A 20782-nucleotide genomic window follows, 5' to 3' on the forward strand; every position below is an offset into this window, starting at 1 on the left:
CTTCAAGGCCCCGGGTCGCGCTGCCTTGTGGCCGCCTGCAAAAGCGGTTCCAGCCGATCCAGCGCATAGGGTATGGAGAGCGGCGTCATGAACGAGAGCGCCGCTGCCAGATCCGGATCGGCCCAGATCGCGCGCCCGTCGCGGGCCAGACGTGTCGCACGGTAGAGCGGCATCTGCCGGATCGCGTCCGCACTTGCCGGATCCACCAGCCACAGCACCACATCACGATCGAACAGATCGATACGCTCGCGGCTCACCGAGAACTGGCCGGTCGACTGTGCCAGCGCGTCGAAAACAGGCGGCTGCACGAAGCCTAGCTGCTGGAGAAGGGCATTCGCGCCCGATCGCCCGTCATAGCCCACAAAATGGTCGGAGGCATAGAAACCGGTCGTGGCCTGTTGCCCACGGAAGGCAGGATTGGCCTGCGCGATGCGGCTGATCCGGTTTTCGATCTGCGCGATCACCGCCTCCGCCTGCGGCTCGCGCGCTGTAGCCCGCGCGATCAGACGCAGTTCGTCGGTCCATGGCACGCTCCACACATCTTCGCCCGCAGGCCCCGTGATGACCGGCGCGATCTGCGACAGCGCGTGATAGAGCGAGGGGCTCAGGTTATAGAAACTTGCGATGATCAGGTCGGGTTTCTGGGCATAGACCCATTCGATATCGATTTCGTAGCCATATTGCACCGCAGGCCGCCCGCCAAGCGCGCGGCGCGGCTCATCGGCCCAGACCCAGCTGGCATAGGGCTTGTTGCCGAACCATTCATGCACGCCCACCGGCGCGATCCCCAGCGCATAGAGAAAATCCTGCTCGTGATAGCCGATCGTCACGATGCGCTCGGGGGCGTGATCGATGCGGGTGACGCCGAGCCTGTGGGTCACCTCGCGCGGATAGTCCTGCGCCTGCCCGCATAGGGGCAGCAGGCAGATCAGCACGGTCAGGACAAGACGGAGCATAACCACCTCTCAATAGGGCAGGACAAGGGGTGTGCCATGGCGCGGATCGGGGATCACATCCGCTTCAAGATCGAAGACGCGCTTCAGCGTGTCGGGGGTGATTACCTCCGCCGCAGGCCCTTCGGCCACAAGCTTTCCCGCGCGCAAAGCCACGATATGATCGGCAAAACGGGCCGCGAGCGAGATATCATGCAGGCTCATCACCACCGAGCGTCCCTCGGCACGGTTGAGCGCCTGCACCAGTTTCAGCACTTCCAGCTGATGGGGCAGATCGAGCCATGTGGTCGGCTCGTCAAAAAGCTGCCAGCCTGTATCCTGCGCCAGCACCATCGCGATCCAGACCCGCTGGCGCTGCCCGCCCGAGAGCGCCTCGACCGGCCTGTCGCGCAGCGCGACAATATCGGTGGCCTCCATGGCACGGGCAATCACCGCCTGATCGAGCGGACCAAGCGGGCGGAACGGCCTGAGCCACGGCAGACGACCGCGCGCGACCAGCTCCCCCACGCGCAGCCCCTCGGGCGCAAGCGGGGCCTGCGGCAAAAGCCCCAGCCGCCGCGCCAGAGCCTTGGGCGGCAGTGACACCAGATCATCGCCCTCGATCCTCACACGTCCCCGCTCGGGCCGCAAATGGCCGCCGATCGCGCGCAACAACGTGGATTTCCCGCAGCCATTGGGGCCGATGATCGCGGTGACGCAGCCCTTGGGCAGCGTCAGGTCGATCCCGTCGAGCACCCGGTGCCGCTCATAGGAAATGGCAAGATTTTCGACAGTTATGCCCATGCTCCGTCTCCTTTCCGGCCGGATCGCCCGACCAGCACCACCAGAAGCGGCGCGCCCAAGATGCCTGTGAACACCCCCGCAGGCATCAGTGCCCAAGGGGCCGTGGCGGTGACCATCAGATCGGCTACGACCAGAACCAGCGCGCCGCACAGCGCCGCCCCTGGCAGATCGGGGCCGCTCGTGCGCACGCCCATCTGCCGCGAGAGCGCACGGGACAGAGGTCCCGCCATCAGCCCGACAAAGCCCACCGGCCCCACAACGGCGACCGCCGAGGCCACCGCTATGGCGGCGATCAGAAGCACCCCCAGCCGTGCAGGTGCGACCCTGAGCCCCAGCGCACGCGCCAGCTCGTCACCCATTTCAAGGCGCAAAAGAACGCCACGCGCCCAGAGCGCTGCCCCGCACAGCGGCAGCACCACAGCCCAGACAAGTGCGGTGCGGGCCCAGTAGCTGCCGTTGAGCGATCCGGTCATCCACAAGATCGCATCTCCCGCCAGCCGGTCGTCGGCCTGCGCCACCAGAAGTCCCGTGAGACCGCCCAGCGTCAGCGTGAGCCCGACGCCTGTGAGGATCAGACGGCTCAGGCCGCAGGCCCGCCCTGCCAGAACCACAAGCCCCAGCAATCCGCCAAACGCCCCTGCTCCCGCACCGAGCGTCACCGCCATCCCCTGCGCCCCTGCCAGAATGACCAGCACCGCCCCGAATGTGGCGCCTGCGGTCACCCCCAGCATCTCGGGCGCGGCCAGCGGATTACGAAAGAGCGACTGGCAGAGCGCCCCCGAGAGGCCCAGTGCCATACCCGCCCCGATCGCAAGCATGACCCGCGGCAGGCGGAGATCGATCAGCAGCACCCACATCTCCCCCGCGGGCCCCGCCGCCAGAATGGCCCACAGATCGCCGGGCGAGAACAGGAACCGCCCCAGCGAGAGATCCGCCAGCGCCAGCCCCAGAAGCGCCAGCGAAAGAACCGCCTTCGCCCTCATCGCGCGAGCCTCCCGATCAGCAGGAGGAAACAGGGTCCACCCGCCAGCGCGAGGATCAGACCGGTCTGGATCTCGGCGGGCCGGACCAGCACCCGCCCCAGCGTGTCGCAGGCCAGCAGCACCGCCCCGCCCAGCGGGACCGCCACCAGCACGCCCGCCATGACCTGCGGCCCCACCAACCGGCGCACCAGATGCGGTACCACCAGCCCGATAAAGCCCACCGGTCCGATCATTGCCACCGAGGCCCCCGACAGAAGGGCTACGGCCCCAAGACCCAGGAGCAGGACAGGCCCTGCCCGCACGCCCACGGCCCGTGCCCCCGCATGTCCAAGAGCCAGCGCATCGAGCTTGCGTGACAGCAAAAGCGCCAGCCCCACACCTGCGATCACTGGCCAGCACAAGACATTGAACCGCTCGGGATCGGCGCCCCCCAACGAGCCGATGGTCCAGAAGCGGAACTGGTCGCGTGTGCCCTGATCAAGCAGCACGATGGCCGAGACAAGCGCCAGCGCCAGCGCCGAAACAGCCACCCCTGCAAGGGTCAGCCGTAAGATCGCGGCCCTGTCCGCCGCCTTGCCGCCACCGATGGCAAAGACAAGAAGTGCCGCCAGCCCCGCCCCTGCCATGGCCACAAGCCCCAGCGCGACCGGCCCGCCCGCCACTCCCGCCCACAGACACAGCACCACCGCCAGAGACGCGCCGCCATTGACGCCCAAAAGCCCCGGATCGGCCAGCGGATTGCGGCTGATCTGTTGCATCAGCAGCCCTGCAACGGCGAGCGCGGCGCCACAGGTGAACCCTGTCAGCGTCCGCCCCAGACGCAGCCCCTGCACGATAAGATCGGCGGGGCGCGCGGGATCAAAATCGGTCAGGGTGCGCCAGATATCGGCCACGGGCATGACACGCGCTCCCAGCGACAGCGAGAGCGCGGCCACGATCAGGACCGCGCAAAGGGAAAAAAGGAGAGGTAAGACAGAACGCATGGCGATATCCGCTAGGGCGTCCCTTGCTGGCAATCGGGCTGGCTAGGGGGCGGTCGTCGATCAAAAGGTGCGGCTCAGGGTCAGCGTGGCCACGCGACCTTCGCCCAAAGCGCAGCCATAACCGTCATAGCAGACGCCGTAATAGTCGCGGTCCAGAAGGTTGGTGACCCCGAAATCGACCGAAAGCGGCTCCGCCTCGTAATGGACGGCCAGATCGAGCAGCGTATGTCCGGGCGTCTTGCGCAGATTGTCCTGCGTCGAATACGAAGAGGATACGAAGCGCGCGCCCGCGCCCACCGACAGCCCTTCCACCCACGAGGACAGGTCCTGATCGAGCCAGAGCGAGATCTGGTGATGCGGGGCCATCGCGTTTTCATTGCCGATCAGGCTCGCATCGCCATTTTTGGTGATCTCGGTATCGAGATAGGTATAGCTGGCCACACCCTGCAGCGTCGGGGTCAGACGGCCCCGCGCCTCCAGTTCGATCCCGCGCGAGCGGATCTCGCCGGCCTGCGAGAAGCTCGACCATGTCGGATCGGTGGTGTCGTAATCCTTCACATTGGTCTTGCGCAGGTCGAACACCGCGCCGCTCAGCATCAGATCGGCACTTGGTGCATAGCGCAGCCCTGCCTCGAACTGGCGGCTCTTGGACGGATCGAGTGCGGCACCGGTGATCGTCTTGCCGATATTCTGGGTGAAGCCCTCGGTATAGCTGGCATAGGGGGTCAGCCCGTTGGCCAGCTCATGCGTCACCCCGATCATGTAGGTCGTGGCCTGATCTTTCTGGGTATCGCTCGTGCCTGCAAGATCATCGGTCTGCTTGGTCTCGAACCAGCTATGGCGCAGGCCGAAGGTCAGCGTGGTGCCCTGATCGAACTTCATATGGTCCTGCAGATAGAGCCCGCGCTCCTCGTAGCGCGAGTGCGTCACCGACGAGAGCCCCGGTTCGGTCACATCGAAATCATAGCTCGGATCATCATAGCTCACGAGATAGGTGCTATCATCGAGATATTGGGTCACCTTGTAACGGCTGAGCTGGTAATCGGCGCCAAACGTCAGGCTGTTCTCGGCGCCAAACACGGTCGAACCGTATTCGAGATTGGTATCGAAGCCCAGCGAGCGCGCGTCCTCGACATTGTGGAACGGGTAGTAATAGACCCCTTCCTCTGCCGCGTAGGAATAATCGAGCTGACGGTAATCGGTGTCCTGATGGGCATAGCGCAGGCGCTGGTTGAGCCGCAGCCCGCCGCCGAAATCATGGGTGAAATCCCAACCGATGGATTGCTGGGTGGTCTTCATCTCGTTGTAATCGGGCTCGTGCAACAGCCAGTCATCCGGCAGGCTGCCCCAGCTCGGATCGATATCCTCGCCATTGATCGGCCCCATAAGGATCGGCGTCAGACTGTCATGCTGCACATGGCCCAGCACGGTGAGCGAGGTGGCGTCAGTGGGCGCCCAGGTCAGCGATCCGGCCACGAACTGGCGGTCATTGGCCGAGTCCTCCACATCGGTTTCGCCCCGACGCACAAGCCCCGTCAGCCGCCCCGCAAGCGTGCCGCTCTCGTTGAGCACATTGCCCAGATCGAAGCCGACAGACGCGGTGTCATTGCTGTTATAGCTGGCCTCCACCTCGGCCAGTGGCCCGAAGACAGGGCGCTTGGTTACCAGATTGACCATGCCGCCTGCGTCGTTGGAGCCATAGAGCACGCCCGCAGGACCGCGCAGCACATCGACCCGCTCGATCATATAGGGGTCTGACGTAAAGCCCGAGAAATTCAGCGCCTTCTGCGGCAACCCGTCACGGTAAAGCGCATTCGGCCCCATATCGAAGCCACGGATCGAGAACTGGTCATAGCGGTCATCGGTGCCCCATGTAGAGGCATTCACTCCCGCCGAATAGGCGATCGCATCCTCGACCTGACGCGGCTTGCGGGCCTCGAGCTCGGTCGAGGTGACAACGGTGATCGATTGCGGCACCTCCGCCAGCGGCACGCCGGATTTGACGCCCGTCTCGGTGGCCGGTGCCAGATAGCCTGTGACCGCGCCCGAATAGGCAAGGTTCTCGCGCACGATGATCGGCGGCAGGGCGTAGGTGTCACTGCCCGCGCTCTGCCCGTCGGCGCTGTCTTGCGCCATTGCCGGATGCACCGGCAGAAGGGTCAGCGCCGTGCTGGCCATGAGGGCTGCAATCGCCATAGGCCGGACCATGCGCGATGGGGTATGGAGAGGAGAAGTCATCAAGAATGTCCCAAAAGCAAGGGCGCAACCGCGCCGGAACTGACATGGAGGTCAGCGCTCGCCTGGGGACAACCTAGGATGCGCGGACCATATCCAGCCTCACGGGTATGTCAACCACCCGAGAGCATTGCGGACCGGACTGCCTTTGCGTCAGTGTCTCCGGCCCGCAACACGCGCGGCTAGAGCCCCGCGAAAGCCTGATCCAGCCGCGCCTTGAGGCGCGTATGGAAAGCAGTCTCGCCGATGATGCGCAGATGGTTGGTGCCCGCGATCACCTGCGCCGCCGTGGCCTGCGGGCTAAGCCTGCGCCAGTCCAGAAGGTTCAGCCCGCGCGAGAGACTGTCGCCCGCACTGAAGGACGCCACCGGCACATCGAGCGGTTGCTGGCGGTGTCTGCGGAATACTAGCGCATTGTCGATCAGCACCCAGAAGGTGTGCTCGCGGCTCGAGATTTCAGGCCCGTCAAAGGGCAAGGGCTCGGCCTCGTTGCCGATGAAGCGCAGGAACTGGGCATAGGTCTCGGCATCCATCGCCCCGATCAGCCGGTCCCATTGCGCCCGCATCTTGGTCCGTGCCAGCCATGCCGCCAGATCGGCCTCGAGCGCCTCGCGCTCGCCCGCCCCGAATTGCGGCGCGACACCGGGAGTGAATTCCGGCCCCAGATCGCAGACATCGACCATGCCGATCAGCCGTAGATCGACCGCGCCCTGCAATTGCCGCGCGGCCTCCCATGCCAGAAGCCCGCCCCATGACCAGCCAAGGAAGGCCACAGGCTGGCCCTGTGCCTCGGCGCGGATATGGGCGGCATATTCGGCCACCACCTCCTCGACCGAGACATTGAGCCGCTTTTCCTCGTTGAGCGACTGGCACAGGAAGCCCGTCACCGGCTGATCAGGGCCAAGATAATCGGTCAGCCGCTGGTATTCGCGGGTCGAGACCAGAAGACCGGGGAAGCAATAGAGCCGCGGACGTGTGCCGCCCGCCCGCAGGGCGATCGCCCGCCGTCCGGTCCCCCGCGCCCCGATCCGCGCGGTGAGGGCGCGCACCGTGGGGGCGTCGAACAGATCGGCAATCGTCAGCACCGTCTCTGGCCAGAGCCTGCGCATGCCTGCCAACGCCTTGAGCGCCAGCAGCGACTTGCCCCCCATCGCAAAGAAATCATCCGTAACGCCCATCTCGGGTTGGCCCAGCAGATCGCGCCAGAGCGGCAGCAGCAGTGCCTCGGCCTCTGTCTCGGGGGCCACGCCCAGACAGGGCCGTCCCCGCGCCTCGGGCAGCGGGAGGGCGGCGCGGTCAAGCTTGGCATTGGGATTGGTGGGCATCCGTTCCAGCACCATAACCACCTCGGGCAGCATGTGGGCGGGGAGTTTTGCCGCCAGCGCCGCCGCAAGACGCTCCTCGGAGGCCGCGCCAGTGGCAGGCCCCGTCACATAGCCGATCAGCCGTTTCTGCCCGCCGTCTTCGCGCAAAAGCACCAGCGCCTCCGACACCTCGGGCTCGGCCAGAAGGGCGGCCTCGATCTCGCCCGGTTCGATCCGGTAGCCATTGATCTTCACCTGCAGATCGACACGGCCCAGAAAATCGATCGTGCCATCCTCGCGCCAGCGCCCCAGATCGCCGGTGCGGTAAAGCCGCCCGCCCGAACTGCCATCCAGATCCGGCCCGAACGGGTCGGGCACAAAGCGGTCCGCCGTGACATCGGGCTTGCCCACATAACCGCGTGCGACCCCCGTCCCGCCCAGATAGATCTCGCCCACCACGCCCGCAGGACAGGGCATCATCTCGGCATCAAGCACATAGGCCCGCCTGTCGCCCACCGCACGGCCCAAAGGCGCATAGGTGCCGGTAAACCGTGTGCCTGCAGGCACTTTCCAGACCATCGGCGTCATGATCGTCTCGGTCGGACCATAGCCGTTGATCAGGGTCTTGGCCCCAAGAGCGCGCGACAACAGATCGAAGGTCGATTGCGCCAGCCCCTCACCCCCGAAGGAATAAAGGCGCATCGGTGGGGCGCTGCCCGTTTCCTCGGCCCATTCTGCCAGCTGCTGCAGATAGGTGGTGGGGATCGAGGCATTGTTGCAGCCGTGGCGGCGCATCGCGTCCAGCGTCTGCTCGGGCGTCCAGAGCGGGCCATCGGGGATCACCACCGAGCCCCCCATCATCAGGGGCACCATCCAGCGCTCATGCCCGCCATCCGAGGAAAACGGCAGGAAGGGCAGCTCGCGGCTCTCCTCGCTCATCTCGTAGACCCGCGCGGTAGTCTGGTTGTGATGCGAGAGCGGCCCATGCTCGACGGCCACCCCTTTGGGTTTGCCGGTCGAGCCCGAGGTATACATGATATAGGCCAGCTGGTCGGGATGGATCCGCACCTGCGGCGCATCGGGGCGCGGCGCGTCGCTCAGATCATCGAGACAGAGCACCGCCGCTTCGAGCCCTTCGGGCAGACGGTCGGCATAGCGCCTGCGCGTCAGCACAACCCGCACCCCCGCATCGCGCAGGATATGGTGGTTACGGGCCGCCGGATGGTCGGGCTCGACCGGAATATAGGCCCCACCCGCCTTCATCACCGCCAAAATAGCCACCACGGCCTCGGCCCCGCGCTCGATGGCAATCGCCACCGGCACATCCGCGCCGACCCCCAGACCCACCAGCCGGTGCGCCAGCGCATTGGCCTGCCCCTCCATCTGCGCATGGGTCAGCTGCGTGTCACCACAGATGATGGCCGTCTTGTCGGGGGTCCGACGCGCATGGCATGCGATGATCTCGTGGGTCGGGCGCGGATCGATGGGGCCGGTATCGGGATAGGGGGCCGACAGCCGGTCGAGTTCGGGGAGCGTCAGCAGCGGCAGACGGGCAAGCGGCGCCTCGGGTGCGGCCATGCCCTGCGTCAGCACCCGCCCGATATGGTGCAAAAGCGCCTCGATCTGCGCCGGCGTATGGCGGGTGGCATCGGCGCTGGCCGTCATGTGCAGCACTCCCTCGCCCGGCTCGGCCACAATCACCACCTCCTCGGCCAGTGGTGGCATGGCACGCGCGCGCCGCCCGACCCCCTGCGGCAGAGCGCGCAAGGGCCGAAGATAGAGCGCTACCGCCCCGAGCGGTCCGCCCTCGCGCGCCAACTCTTCCTGCTCCAGCAGCTCTGCGGGCAGCGCATTGGCGCGCGCCTCCGTGATCCGGCGGGCGGTATCAGTGCAGGCCGCCCCAAAGCCACGCATCCTCTCGGGGGCCAGACAGAGCGGCAGGATTGTGCCCTGCCGGTCCACGGAGCGCTCCGGCCCCTGCCCCAGCACGAAACGCAGCGCGGTCTCCCCCTCGCCATAACGTCCGAGCACGACACCAAGGGCCGTGGCCAGTGCTGTCTCGACGTCCTCGGGCGCAAGCCCCGCAGGCAGGTCGAATTGCGCCTGCGCCGTAGAGCGCGCCGCCCGCGCGGCTATAGCGGGATCGACGGGCATGGCGGGGAGCTGCGCGACAGGATAGCTCGCCAGCCGCGCCTTCCATCCCGCCAGACGTCTGCGGCGGTCCTCGAGAGACGCCGGGGCCGCCGGAGCGGTATCACGCGGTTCCGGGCCCGACCCCATGGCCTCCCAGAGTGCGGCTTCGACCGAGGCGAACACCCCGTCATCGGCCAAAAGGGGATGCGCACGGATCGCAACGATCCGCCCGCCATCTTGCCTCCCACTGACCAGCACCCGGACAGGGGCCGTCTCGAGATCGGGTGTCAGCCGCGCCAGCGCCGCGGGCAGACAGTCTTCGGGCGCGCAGGGCTCGGGCAGGGTCCGGCCATCCTGATGGCGCAGCACCTCGCCGCCCGCCTGCGGCTCGAGCCGTGCGGTAAAGAGCGGATGGCGGGCCAGCACCTGCGCCAGCGCCGCATCGAGCCCCTTCTGCGCATCGTGATCGAATTCCAGCACCAGCATCTCGGGGGTGAACGGCGCCAGTTCGCCCACGCGGGCATGGGCATAAATCCGGCGCTCGATCGGGCTGAGCGCGCGCATGGTCTCGAACGGAAGATCCTTGCTCATGGGCGGACCTCCTGCAGCGCGAGGGGGCGCATATCGCTCCAGCGCTGGCGCAGATCGGCAAGGGCGGCCTCATGCGGCAGCGCGGGCCCCACCGGCTCCCAGCCAAGGGGCACCGGATGATGGGCCTTCGACAGCCCGAAGCGGCCTTCATGGTTGCGCAGGATACGCCAGAGCGGCGCGGAGAGAGGATCGGTCATCGTCTTTGTCCTTCGATGCAATCGGAGCGGCCGAGCGGAGCCTTAGGGCCGGCGGTCATTTCCCTAGACGCCACGGGGGGCGCGAAATTCACCACACCGCGCGAAAAAATTATTTTTGCCGGTGGGGGTGAATTCCGGAGCGGCTGGCGCGTCTTGAGAGCAGGACCGACCAAACCGAGGCGCCCAGATGGCCCCCCCAGACCTTTCAGATCCCGATCTTCCCCGACTTGCCCGCAAGCTCGGCCTGCCTGTCATGGCGGGGCTGTCGCTCAATGCGCTTCATCAGGTGGTTGATGCGGGGTTCGTCGCGCGCCTTGGCACCGAGCCTCTGGCCGTGCTCTCGCTGATGGCACCGCTTGCGGGACTGGTGGCGGCGCTCGGGATCGGGATCGGCATCGGCGCGGCCAGCCTGACGGCGCGCGCCTTGGGGGCGGCGGATACACAGATGGCGCGGGCCGTTGCAGGGCTTGCGCTGGTCACGGCGCTGGGGCTTGCGGCGGGGCTCTGTAGCGCGCTCTGGCTGGCGCAGGCACCGGTTCTGGGCCTTCTGGGGCTGGAGCAGACCGACCCTCTCGCGGGGCTTGCCCGCGGATATTTCCCGTTCCTCATCCTGACCATGGCGGGCTCGCTCATGCAGATCCAGTGCGATTTTCTGGCCATCGGGCGCGGCGCCTCTGCCACGAGCCTCAAGCTTCTGGCGCTCTGTTTCGGATTGAATATCGCGCTCGATCCGCTCTTCATCTTCGGGCTTGGCTACGGGCTCGAGGGGGCGGCGATCGCAACGCTCTGCGCGCAGAGTGTCACGCTTGGCGCTTGGGCGCTGTGGTTTGCGCCCCTTTCACGCCGCCCCTGTCTGGACCGTATCGCCCCTCTGGCCGATATGGCGCGGATCGGGCTGCCGGAGGCGGGATCTGTGCTGCTGACCACGCTCAGCATGATGGCGGTCCTGCATCTGGCGCTCGTGCTGGGCGATACCGCCACGCTGGCCGCCTTGGGGCTTGCGCTCAGACTGCTACTGATCGTGCAGCTCCCGATGGAAGGGTTCGCGCTGGGGCTCCAGCCGCTTCTGGCCCACGCCATCGGCGCGCGCGATCCCGCCCGCCTGCGCGCGGTGTTCCGCTACGGGCTGCGCGCCCTGATCGGGGCGGGGGCGGGGATGTGCGTGGCCATCCTCCTGCTGGCCCCCCTGCTCGCCGCGCTCCTTGCCCCAGGTCCGGATCTTGCGGGCCAGACCATCCCGCTCCTGCGCTGGCTCGCGCTGGGGCTGCCCGCCCTCGCGCTGCGCCTGCAGGTGCAGATCCTGCTGCAGGCACGGATCGACCCGCTGCGCGCCAGCTGTCTGGGCCTTGCGCCTGCGGGCTGGCTGCTCTGGCCGCTTCTGGCGCTGATGCTGCCCCTCCTCGGCGTGGCGGGGCTCGCCCCCGCACTGACCCTCGCCGCCCTTCTCGGCGGTGCGCTCGCGCTCTGGATGATGCGCAGCGCCCCCACCCCATTCCAACCAAGGGAGATGTCCCATGACCCCCAATCCTGACCTAGAGATCGGGCCTGATGACCTGATCAGCCCTGCCCGCCCCCATGCGCTGGCCGCCTCGGCGCCCCCGATCTTCCAGTCCAGTTCGTTCCTTTTCGAGAGCTACGACCAGATCGCCGATGTGTTCGCGGGGCGCTCGGACCGTTTTATCTATTCGCGCGGCGACAATCCGACGGTGAGCGAGCTGGAGGGGCTGATCGCGCGGCTTGAACAGACCGAGGCCGCGCGCGGATTTGCCTCCGGCATGGCGGCAATTTGCGGCGCGATCCTGCCTTTCGTGAAAAGCGGAGACAGGGTCGTGGCCGTGCGCCATCTCTATTCCGATGCCTTCCGGCTTTGCGAGACCGTGCTGAAACGCTTTGGCATCGAGACCGTCTATATTGATGGGCGCGACACCCATGCCCTGATGGAGGCCCTGCCGCAGGCGGCCCTCCTCTATCTGGAGAGCCCCACCAGCTGGACCTTCCACGAGCAGGATCTGGCCACGCTGGCCGCGGCGGCCCGCGCGGCAGGCACGCTCAGCGTCATCGACAACAGCTGGGCCACGCCGCTCTATCAGAAGCCCGCGACGCTGGGCATCGATCTGGTAGTCCATGCCGCGTCGAAATATCTCTCGGGCCATAGCGATACGCTGGGCGGGCTGGTGGCGGGATCGCGGGAGCTGATCACGCGGATCGATCACGAGGCCACCCATCTTTACGGCGCGCGCATGTCGCCGATGGATGCGTTCCTGATCCTGCGCGGCATGCGCACGCTCGATCTGCGCATGGGGCGTCATATGGCCTCGGGGCTGTCGCTGGCGCGCAAACTGGCCGCGCATCCCGCCATTAGCGCCGTCCATCATCCGGGGCTCGCGCCATGGGCGGCCTCCGCGCTTGCCGGCTATGGCGGGCTCTTCGCCTTTGATCTGCACGAGGGGATCGATGTGGCGCGCTTTTGCAATGCGCTCGAAACGATCCGGATCGGGGTCAGCTGGGGTGGGCCCGAGAGCCTCATCGTGCCGGGCAGTGCGGCTTGCGGTCTGGCGGGGGCGGCCAATTCCTTCCGCTACTTCGGGGTCAGCCCGCGCACCATCCGGCTGGCTGTGGGGCTCGAGCCGGTCGAGGTCCTCGCGGCGGATCTGATGCAGGCGCTTGCGGCCGCCCAACAGATGGAGGCTGCGCAATGAGCCCCAAGCTTCTTGCCGAAGGACAGGGGCTCGCGCCGCGCACACGGTGGTTCGACCTCGAGGACAGCATCACCGGCGCGGTCAGGCGGGTGTTCCTCTGGCTGCCCGAAGGCCCCGCGCCACAGGCGGGCTGGCCCGCGCTATGGATGCTTGACGGCAATGCTGTGATCGGCACCGCCATTGATGCGATGCGGGCACAGGCCTTCTGGCCGACGGGTACGGGGCTTGGCTGGGGTGCGCTGGTGGCGGTGGGCTATCCGAGCGATGCGCCCTATGACAGCTTCCGCCGCAGCTGGGATCTGGGCCCGCCGCCGGGCCGCAGCTACCCGCCCTTCCATGAAGGCGGGCTGGAGGTGCGCACGGGCGGGGGCGCCGAGATGGCGCGGTTCCTGCTGGAAGATGTCCGCCCCTTCCTCGACACAATCGCCCCGCTCGACCCGGACAACCGCGCGCTATTCGGCCATTCCTTTGGCGGGCTGTTCGCGTTGTGGCTTTTGTTCACGCAACCGGCCGCGTTCCGCCATGTGATTGCGGCAAGCCCCGCGATCACATGGGAGGAGAGCTTCCTTCTTGAGTATCTGGCAGGGTTCACCCCGCCCGCCACCACCGCGCCCCGTGTGCACCTGTCGGCGGGCGAATGGGAGGGGGACATCCTTGCTCCCTTCCAGCGCGCGGCCCCCGATGCCGAGTTCCGTCTGGCCGAGAAAGCCCGCACCCGCACCGTGGCGGCCGCACAGGAGATGGCCCGGACGCTCGCCGCCATGGGGATCGAGACGCACTACGAGACCTATGCCGGCGAGACCCATATGTCGGTGTTGCCTGTTGCCATCAATCGCGCCCTGCACTGGGCTTTTGCCCTGCCCCCCGAGGAGCCAACCCATGCCTGATGATCTTTCTCCCTTCCCGCAGGCCGTCGCTCTGCCCTGCGGCACTGTGTTCGCGGTCAGCGATCATGGCGAGGGGCGGCTTGCGCTTGCGGCCCCTGAAATCCCTATGCCCCCCGATCAGCTTTTCGCCAAAACGCTGTCCGCCTGCGAGCGCCTGACCGCGCAGGGGCCGGAGGTGGCGCTGCGTCTTGATGGGGCGGCATGGGCGCCGCTGCTCCCGCGGCTCAGGGCGCAGGGCGTGGCGCTGGCCTGCGCGGGCGGGGATTTCGTTCTGCCCGAAACGCTCTGGCAGGTGCCCGATCTCTGGCTGTGCCATGACGCGCCCGCCTATCCGCTGGTCTGGCGGCAGGGCCCCCATGGCCGCCACCCGCTGCGCCCGCCTGCGCCGGAAGGGCAGCTCTATCGCCGCTATATTCCCTGGCTCGGCCAGACATTCGGCCTGCGCGCGCTCACCATGGACGATCTGCCCCTGTTCCACCGCTGGCAGAACGACCCGCGCGTGGCGGCCTTTTTCGAGGAGGCGGGCAGCCTCGAGGCCCATCAGGCCTATCTCGAGCGGCTTTTGGCCGATCCGCATATGACGGGGGTGATCGGGATGCTCGATGACATGCCCTTCGCCTATTTCGAGCTGTACTGGTGTCGCGAGAACCGGATCGGCGCGCATTACGAGGCAGGCCCCTTTGATCGGGGCTGGCATGTGCTGGTGGGCGAGGAGAGCGTGCGCGGGGCGGACTATATCACCGCATGGCTGCCCTCGCTCATGCATTACATGTTCCTGTCCGAGCCGCGCTGTGCCCGCATCATGGGCGAGCCGAAGGCCAGCCATGCCCAGCAGCTTCGCAATCTGGCGCGGGCGGGCTTTGCCCATCTGCGCGATTTCGACTTCCCCCATAAACGTGCCAGCCTCGTTGCCCTCGACCGCCAGCATTTCTTCGAGACCCGCGCATGGGCGCGCCCCGCGCCCACAGACGGCCAGCCGCTCCGGCTATCGGCCGCGCGCCTTCTGGATAAAGGAGACTGGTAATGACTTCTCACGATAGTGAATTCGATCTGATCGGCATGGGCTTCGGCCCCTCGAACCTCGCGCTTGCCGTGGCGTTGCACGAGCGGGGTGCGGGGCTGCGCACCCGTTTTCTCGAAGCGCGCCCGCAATTCGCGTGGCATCCTGAAATGATGATTGAAGGCGCCGATATGCAGGTCTCCTTCCTCAAGGATCTGGTCAGTCAGCGCAATCCGCAAAGCGCGTTTTCCTTCGTGGCCTATCTGCATGCCAAGGGGCGGCTCGGGCGGTTCATCAACCGCAAGACCTTCTTCCCCAGCCGTGTCGAGTTCAATGACTATCTGGCATGGGTGGCGGGCCAGCTTCCTGTCTGCACCTATGACCGCAAGGTGGTGGGGCTTGCCCCCGTGAAGCGCCATGGGCGGATCGACGCGGTCTCGGTGATTGCCGAGGACCGTCAGGGGCGGCAATGGGCCGAGACGGCGCGCAATCTCATCCTCGCGCCCGGTGGCCAGCCGCGCTGGCCAGCCGCACTCGAGGTCCTGCGCGATGATCCGCGTGTCATCCATTCACGCGATTACCTGTCCCGCGCTTTGCCCCGCCTGAAGCCCGGCATGCGGGTGGCGGTGATCGGCGGCGGCCAGAGCGGGGCCGAGATCTTCGATGATCTGGCCAGCCGCCCCGAAGCGCCCAGGATCGATCTGGTGCTGCGCGCGACCGCCCTGCGGCCGTCCGACGATACGCCTTTCGTCAACGAGATCTTCGACCCCGCAGGCACCGACCGGTTCCATGCCCGCTCCGAGACAGAGCGGCACGAGACCCTCAGGGCGCTGGCCGCCACCAATTATTCGGTGGCCGATGCCGATCTGATCGAGCGGCTCTATGACCGGCTCTACGAGCAGAGCGTCACCGGCGAGGACCGTCTGGGCGTGCATCCCGAGCAGCGGCTCACCGGCGCCCATAGGCGGCAAAACGGCGTGGTGCTGGCATTTGCGGGGCCACAGGGGCCCAAGGAGATCGCCGCCGATCTGGTGATCCTCGCCACCGGGTTCGAGCGCCGGATCGACGGGCGGTTGCTGGGCGATCTGGCGCCGCATTGGACGGGCGATCTGCCCGACCGGAGCTATCGCCTACCGATGGAAAACGGCTTTGCCCCCGGCATTTTCGTGCAGGGGTTCAGCGAGAGCACCCATGGCCTGAGCGATACGCTCCTGTCGGTGCTGGCGCTGCGCGCGGACGAGCTGGCACAGAGCCTGATCGGGCTGGCGCAGGCGCGCCGCCACAGCCTCGCCGCCGAGTGAGTGGGAGGGGAGGCCGCATCCGGCGGCCTCCTGCCCATGCCGCAGCGTCAGAGCGTCGCCTGACTTGTGGAGAGCCTTGTCTGTAAAACACCGCCCGTGCTAGGTCTGGCCCATCTACTCAGCGACGCGCCCGGCAGATGACCCCTCCCCTTGTCAGGTGATGCCATGCCCGTTGCTGCTCCCCCTTCCTTGCCCGATACCGCCCTGCGGGCGGATCTGCTCGATACGCTACAGTCACGACGCGAACGGCTTCTATGTCAGGCCATGCGCGTGCTGGGAAACCGCGATCAGGCCGAGGATGTCCTGCAGGAAGCGGCGCTGCGCTGCCTCGACTGTCCGTTGCGGCGCGAGCAGATCGCCCGTCCGCAAGCATGGCTTGGCTGCATGGTCCGCAATCTCGCCATCGACCAGTATCGCCGCACGAAGCGCCAACCGGGAGCGGAGCCGGTCACCGAACTGCCCTGCCCGCAGGCCGATCCCGAGCGGTTATTGCTCGACCGTCAGCGCCTGGATCTCCTGGAGCAAGGTTTGGCCCGCGTGCCGGACCGCGACCGGAGCATCTTTCTGGACCACAGGCTGGGCGGGATACGACAGCGCGATCTGGCCACGCGCGAGGGTCTTTCGCCCGCCCGCATCAATGCGATCATCGCCCGTGTCCATGCCCAGCTACAGGACGTGCTCGAGCCGCAGCGGCCGGAGCATTGACCCATGCGCCTGCCGCGACATGCCGACAGGCTCCTGTGCCGCCCCGATTCCATGACCATTCTACTGACAGGCCATGATGACGGTCCCGCGCATCTGCGTGCCGACAGGCTCGTGGCGCAGGGCCAACAGGCACTCGGCCTGCCCGCGAGCCGCGTGCCCTGCCGGCCCCGCGCGCCCCGCGACTGGCCTCCGGGCACGCGGGGCAGCCTCAGCCATTGGGGGCCATTCACGCTCTGTCTGCTCCATCGCGGGACCGGCTGCCATTGGGGGGTCGATATCGAAGGCGTGCCGGAGTGGCAGACCGCGCAAGACATCCTCTCGGTCGCGTTGGGCCCGTCCGAACGTGCGCTCCTCGATCATGGCAGCGATGCATTGCTCTGGCAGGCGGCTGCGGTCTTCTCGGCCAAGGAAAGCGTCTACAAGGCGGTCTATCCAAGTGTCGGGCGGGTGCTTGAATTCGATGCGATCCGGCTCGCCGCGCGGCCCTCGGGGGGGGCGCTCGTCTTCGCGCCCTCCGCAGAACTGCTCGCATTCTTTCCCGCAAGGCGCCGCATAACCGTGCCCGTCTTCCACCTCGGGGAGGCGGTCCTCAGCTTTTGCCGGATGGAAGATGCCCGCGCGGCGCGGGTGGATGACAAGGAACAGCCACCAGAAATCCGCGCTCCCCGTGCCTACCGCGATCAGGCACCGTAATCGGTATCGCTCACCTTCTCGAGCCATGTCACGGGGGAGCCGTCGATACTCTCCTGCACGGCAATATGGGACATGGCGGTTTGCGGTGCTGCCCCATGCCAGTGTTTCTCCCCTGCTGGGAAAAAGACCACATCGCCGGTGCTCACCTCCTCGACCGGCCCGCCCTCGCGCTGGACCCGCCCGCGCCCGAAGGTGATGATGATGGTCTGGCCTGCGGGATGGGTGTGCCATGCGGTTCGCGCGCCGGGCTCGAACGTGACATGGGCACCGCTCGTGCGGCCCGGTGCGTCGGCTTGGAACATCGGGTCGATGCGCACGGTGCCGGTGAAATAGGCCTCGGGGCCCGGAGCGGAGGGCGTGCTGCCTGCGCGGATGATTTTCATGGTTGTCTCCTCGGGTTGGATGGCGCGGAAAACCGCTCCACCGGATAGGGCTGCCCGCTGTGTTGCGGCGGGGCGTGCCCTGCATAGTTGCGGCCAGCCTGCGGGGAAGGCAAGCGGAGGGCGCTCAGGCCAGATGGGTCTCGAAGAAACCCTGAAGCCGGTCGAAGGGAATGATCTCCTTGCGGTCATAGAGGTCGACGTGATCTGCGCCCTCGATGATCACCAATTCCTTCGGTTCGGCCGCCCGCGCATAGGCATCTGCGCTGAAATAGCGCGAATGCGCCTCCGAGCCCGCGATAATCAGCGCCGGACGCGGCGAGATCTCGTCGAGATAGGTCAGCTGTGGCATATTCATGAAGGACAGGGGCGAGGTGGTGTTCCAGCCGCCATTCGAGTTGAGCGCGCGCGGATGATAGCCCCGATCCGTCTTGTAATAGCCATGATACATGGCGATGACCGGATTATCGATCCCTTCCAGACTGTCGGGCAATCCGCCCGCCCGTTCCGGCGCCGCCTCCGAGGCCGCATCCTCCCAGCGCTGGCGGCTCATCGCCTCGAGGGCGGCCTGACGCGCCTCGCCGCTCATCGCATCGTTATAACCATGCGCCATCACGCGGCTCATGTCATACATGGAGGTCACCGCCACCGCCTTTACCCGCTTGTCGGGGGCGGCCGCATTCAGCGCCATGCCGCCAAAGCCGCAGATGCCGATCATCCCGATCCGCTCGCGGTCGATCCCCGCCTCGAGACCGAGAAAATCGACCGCCGCCATGAAATCCTCGGTATTGATATCGGGCGAGGCCACATAGCGCGGCACACCGCCGCTCTCGCCGATATAGGACGGGTCGAAGGCCAGCGCCGCAAATCCGCGCTCGGCCATCTCCTGCGCGTAAAGGCCTGCCGCCTGTTCCTTGACCGCGCCGAAAGGACCGGCGATGGCAAGGGCAGGCAGCGCTCCACGGTTCTCCTTTGGCAGGTAGAGATCGCCCACCAACGCGATGCCGTAGCGGTTGGTAAAGGCGACCTTGCGGTGATCGACACGCGCGCTTCGGGGGAAGGTCTTGTCCCATTCGGGCGTGGCCTGCGCCAGCAGGGCCTCGGCACTCAGGGTGAGCATACCCAGGGCTGCGGCCCCGATGCCCGCCCCCAGAAGAAGGTCGCGACGGGCGGGATCTGCGGGATCTGTCTGCTCGGTCATGGGAAACTCCATCATCATATTCGCTCTGCCCCCAATCTGGCGCGATCCGGACCGCTGGATAAGACCGCCATTAGGCATCTGTCCCATGAATTGGATTCATGAATTCGTGCAAGATTTGCGCTAGAACATCTGACAAACTGGTCACAGCACGACCGAACTTCAGGAGATATTCATGGACCGCGAACTGCTCGGAGATCTCTCGACCCTTCTGGCCGTCAGCGAGGAGGGCAATTTCACCCGCGCCGGACACCGGCTGGGCATCTCGCAATCCGCCGTCAGCCATACGATCCGGCGGCTCGAGGACCGGATCGGCATTCGGCTGCTGAACCGTAGCGCGCGCAAGGTGACGCCCACCGATGCGGGGGCACAGCTTCTGGCGGCGCTCGCGCCAAGCTTCGCGCAGCTGGGCAACCGGATCGAGGAGATCCGCACCTTGGGCGAGCGCCCCTCGGGGCTGGTGCGCGTGACCTCGAGCGCGCCTGCCACGCGCGATTACCTCTGGCCGGTGGTCTCGCAGCTGGTGCGCGACTATCCCGAGGTGCGGATCGAGATCAGCAGCGACGGACGGCTCTCCGATCTGGCCGAGGACCGCTTCGATTGCGCAATCCGGCTAGGCGAGCATCTGAGCCCCGATATGATCGCGGTGCCGGTCGGGCCCCCGCTGGAAATGGCCGCCGTGGCCGCGCCCGATTATCTTTCACGCCGCGGCACCCCCCTCCATCCCGACGATCTGGAAGAGCATGACTGCCTTCTGATGCGTCACCGTGCCGATGGCCCTGTCTATGACTGGGAATTCGAGGCGGATGGCACCGAGATCGTGAAAAAGCTGACCGGCCCATTCATCCTCAACGATCCGGCTCTGGTGCGCGAGGCCGTGCGCGCCGGCCACGGCATCGGCTTCCTGCCGCTTCCGGAGGTCCGCGCCGATCTCGCGACCGGAGAGCTGCGGCGTGTGCTCGCGGAGTTCTGTCCGGCCTTTGCGGGCTATCACCTGTGCTATATGGGCCGGCACAACCTCAGCTCGGCCCTGAGGTTGCTGATCGACCGGCTGCGGTTCAGGAGCTGACGGGCGGCAGAACCGCCCCCATCAGTCCGTGATCCCCTTGGACAGCATCAGCACACGGCAGGCCTCGGCCATGCATTGGCGCGCGGCACGGCGCTCGGGCGTATCCGCAAAGCGCGCGTCGAGAAGAAGTTCGATCTGGTCACGGGCGTCCTTTACCGTCATCCCGCCGAGGCTCAATCCGCACCGCATCCAGACACCATCTATTACGGAAATCAGCGCATCGGTCATGCCTTCGGCGGTCTGCGCCTCGGACAGGCTGCGCAGCGGACCGATCAGATTGCTGCGGGTGCGGGCATAGATCACCGTCTGGATCCGCTGGTATTGCCGGTTATAGGGCACGGCCGCGCTGAGCGACATCCAGCCCTGCGCGATCGAGGGGCGGAACGCACGGGGCGAGAGGTTGGCTTCGACCACCGCATAGATCCGCTGCCACGGATTTCGCGCCACTTTCATCAGCGCCGAAACCTCGTCACGCAGGGCGCTGTTGCCATGACGCAAGGCCGCCTCGAGCAGATCGTCCTTATTGCCGAAATAATGCAGCACACTGGCTTTCGAGACCCCCGCCTCCTCTGCCACGCGCGCGAGCGTCGTGCCCGCCATGCCGTAACGCGCAAGGCATTGATGCGCGGCTCGGGCAAATTCGCGGCGCCGGATCTGCGATAACGGTCTGCGTCCCAAAAGCAGCCCT

Annotated in this window: 18 protein-coding genes; 8 read left to right on the forward strand and 10 right to left on the reverse strand. The window is 66.7% G+C overall.

All coding sequences use genetic code 11. The features are described from left to right. Positions 1–2: 2 nt before the first annotated feature. The 7 genes from WDB91_RS18130 to WDB91_RS18160 all read right to left on the reverse strand — a co-directional run bounded on the left by WDB91_RS18130 (position 3) and on the right by WDB91_RS18160 (position 10162). Positions 3–956 carry an ABC transporter substrate-binding protein gene (locus WDB91_RS18130; RefSeq protein ID WP_339115552.1) on the reverse strand — a complete coding sequence of 318 codons (954 nt, stop codon included), beginning with the start codon at positions 954–956 and terminating at the stop codon, positions 3–5. A 9-nt stretch (positions 957–965) separates the two neighbouring features. Beyond that, positions 966–1736, reverse strand: a complete 771-nt coding sequence (locus WDB91_RS18135) for an ABC transporter ATP-binding protein (RefSeq protein WP_339115553.1) — start codon at positions 1734–1736, stop codon at positions 966–968. Beyond that, positions 1727–2719: an iron ABC transporter permease gene (locus WDB91_RS18140; RefSeq protein WP_339115554.1), complete on the reverse strand. Its 993-nt coding sequence runs from the start codon at positions 2717–2719 to the stop codon at positions 1727–1729. The genes WDB91_RS18135 and WDB91_RS18140 overlap by 10 nt, the downstream gene beginning before the upstream one ends. Further along, on the reverse strand, positions 2716–3702 hold the full coding sequence (locus WDB91_RS18145; RefSeq protein ID WP_339115555.1) for an iron ABC transporter permease: 987 nt from the start codon (positions 3700–3702) through the stop codon (positions 2716–2718). The genes WDB91_RS18140 and WDB91_RS18145 overlap by 4 nt, the downstream gene beginning before the upstream one ends. 60 nt (positions 3703–3762) lie before the next feature. Continuing rightward, on the reverse strand, positions 3763–5940 hold the full coding sequence (locus WDB91_RS18150) for a TonB-dependent siderophore receptor (protein ID WP_339115556.1): 2178 nt from the start codon (positions 5938–5940) through the stop codon (positions 3763–3765). Positions 5941–6119: 179 nt separating this feature from the next. Next, positions 6120–9965, reverse strand: coding sequence for an amino acid adenylation domain-containing protein (locus WDB91_RS18155; protein WP_339115557.1), 3846 nt, complete (start codon positions 9963–9965; stop codon positions 6120–6122). Beyond that, positions 9962–10162 (reverse strand): hypothetical protein, encoded by a 201-nt coding sequence (locus tag WDB91_RS18160; protein WP_339115558.1) that lies wholly within the window; start codon positions 10160–10162, stop codon positions 9962–9964. Before WDB91_RS18160 ends, WDB91_RS18155 begins: the two co-directional genes overlap by 4 nt. 187 nt (positions 10163–10349) lie before the next feature. Here WDB91_RS18160 and WDB91_RS18165 point away from each other — a divergent pair, with 187 nt between their 5' ends. The 7 genes from WDB91_RS18165 (at position 10350) to WDB91_RS18195 (ending at position 17447) form a co-directional block, all read left to right on the forward strand. After that, on the forward strand, positions 10350–11693 hold the full coding sequence (locus WDB91_RS18165) for an MATE family efflux transporter (protein WP_339115559.1): 1344 nt from the start codon (positions 10350–10352) through the stop codon (positions 11691–11693). Continuing rightward, a complete protein-coding gene (locus tag WDB91_RS18170) occupies positions 11677–12861 on the forward strand; it encodes a PLP-dependent transferase (RefSeq protein ID WP_339115560.1) in 1185 nt (394 codons plus the stop codon). The genes WDB91_RS18165 and WDB91_RS18170 overlap by 17 nt, the downstream gene beginning before the upstream one ends. Continuing rightward, positions 12858–13748, forward strand: a complete 891-nt coding sequence (locus WDB91_RS18175; RefSeq protein WP_339115561.1) for an alpha/beta hydrolase-fold protein — start codon at positions 12858–12860, stop codon at positions 13746–13748. The genes WDB91_RS18170 and WDB91_RS18175 overlap by 4 nt, the downstream gene beginning before the upstream one ends. Next, complete coding sequence (locus tag WDB91_RS18180) at positions 13741–14772, forward strand: GNAT family N-acetyltransferase (protein WP_339115562.1); 1032 nt, start codon at positions 13741–13743, stop codon at positions 14770–14772. The genes WDB91_RS18175 and WDB91_RS18180 overlap by 8 nt, the downstream gene beginning before the upstream one ends. Then, on the forward strand, positions 14772–16049 hold the full coding sequence (locus WDB91_RS18185; protein ID WP_339115563.1) for a SidA/IucD/PvdA family monooxygenase: 1278 nt from the start codon (positions 14772–14774) through the stop codon (positions 16047–16049). The genes WDB91_RS18180 and WDB91_RS18185 overlap by 1 nt, the downstream gene beginning before the upstream one ends. Before the next feature lie 165 nt (positions 16050–16214). Then, positions 16215–16754: a sigma-70 family RNA polymerase sigma factor gene (locus WDB91_RS18190; RefSeq protein WP_339115564.1), complete on the forward strand. Its 540-nt coding sequence runs from the start codon at positions 16215–16217 to the stop codon at positions 16752–16754. 3 nt (positions 16755–16757) lie between these two features. Next, positions 16758–17447: a 4'-phosphopantetheinyl transferase superfamily protein gene (locus WDB91_RS18195; protein WP_339115565.1), complete on the forward strand. Its 690-nt coding sequence runs from the start codon at positions 16758–16760 to the stop codon at positions 17445–17447. Here WDB91_RS18195 and WDB91_RS18200 read toward each other — a convergent pair. After that, on the reverse strand, positions 17435–17830 hold the full coding sequence (locus tag WDB91_RS18200) for a cupin domain-containing protein (RefSeq protein ID WP_339115566.1): 396 nt from the start codon (positions 17828–17830) through the stop codon (positions 17435–17437). The genes WDB91_RS18195 and WDB91_RS18200 overlap by 13 nt on opposite strands. A 124-nt stretch (positions 17831–17954) precedes the next feature. After that, a complete protein-coding gene (locus WDB91_RS18205) occupies positions 17955–19028 on the reverse strand; it encodes an alpha/beta hydrolase (protein ID WP_339115567.1) in 1074 nt (357 codons plus the stop codon). A gap of 172 nt (positions 19029–19200) precedes the next feature. Here WDB91_RS18205 and WDB91_RS18210 point away from each other — a divergent pair, with 172 nt between their 5' ends. Next, positions 19201–20094, forward strand: coding sequence for a LysR family transcriptional regulator (locus tag WDB91_RS18210; RefSeq protein ID WP_339115568.1), 894 nt, complete (start codon positions 19201–19203; stop codon positions 20092–20094). A 21-nt stretch (positions 20095–20115) separates the two neighbouring features. Here WDB91_RS18210 and betI read toward each other — a convergent pair whose 3' ends face one another. Continuing rightward, a complete protein-coding gene (betI, locus tag WDB91_RS18215) occupies positions 20116–20772 on the reverse strand; it encodes a transcriptional regulator BetI (protein ID WP_339115569.1) in 657 nt (218 codons plus the stop codon). Positions 20773–20782 lie beyond the last annotated feature (10 nt).

Origin of the sequence: Thioclava sp. GXIMD2076, from assembly GCF_037949795.1 — a bacterium.
Classification (GTDB): Bacteria; Pseudomonadota; Alphaproteobacteria; order Rhodobacterales; family Rhodobacteraceae; genus Thioclava; species Thioclava kandeliae.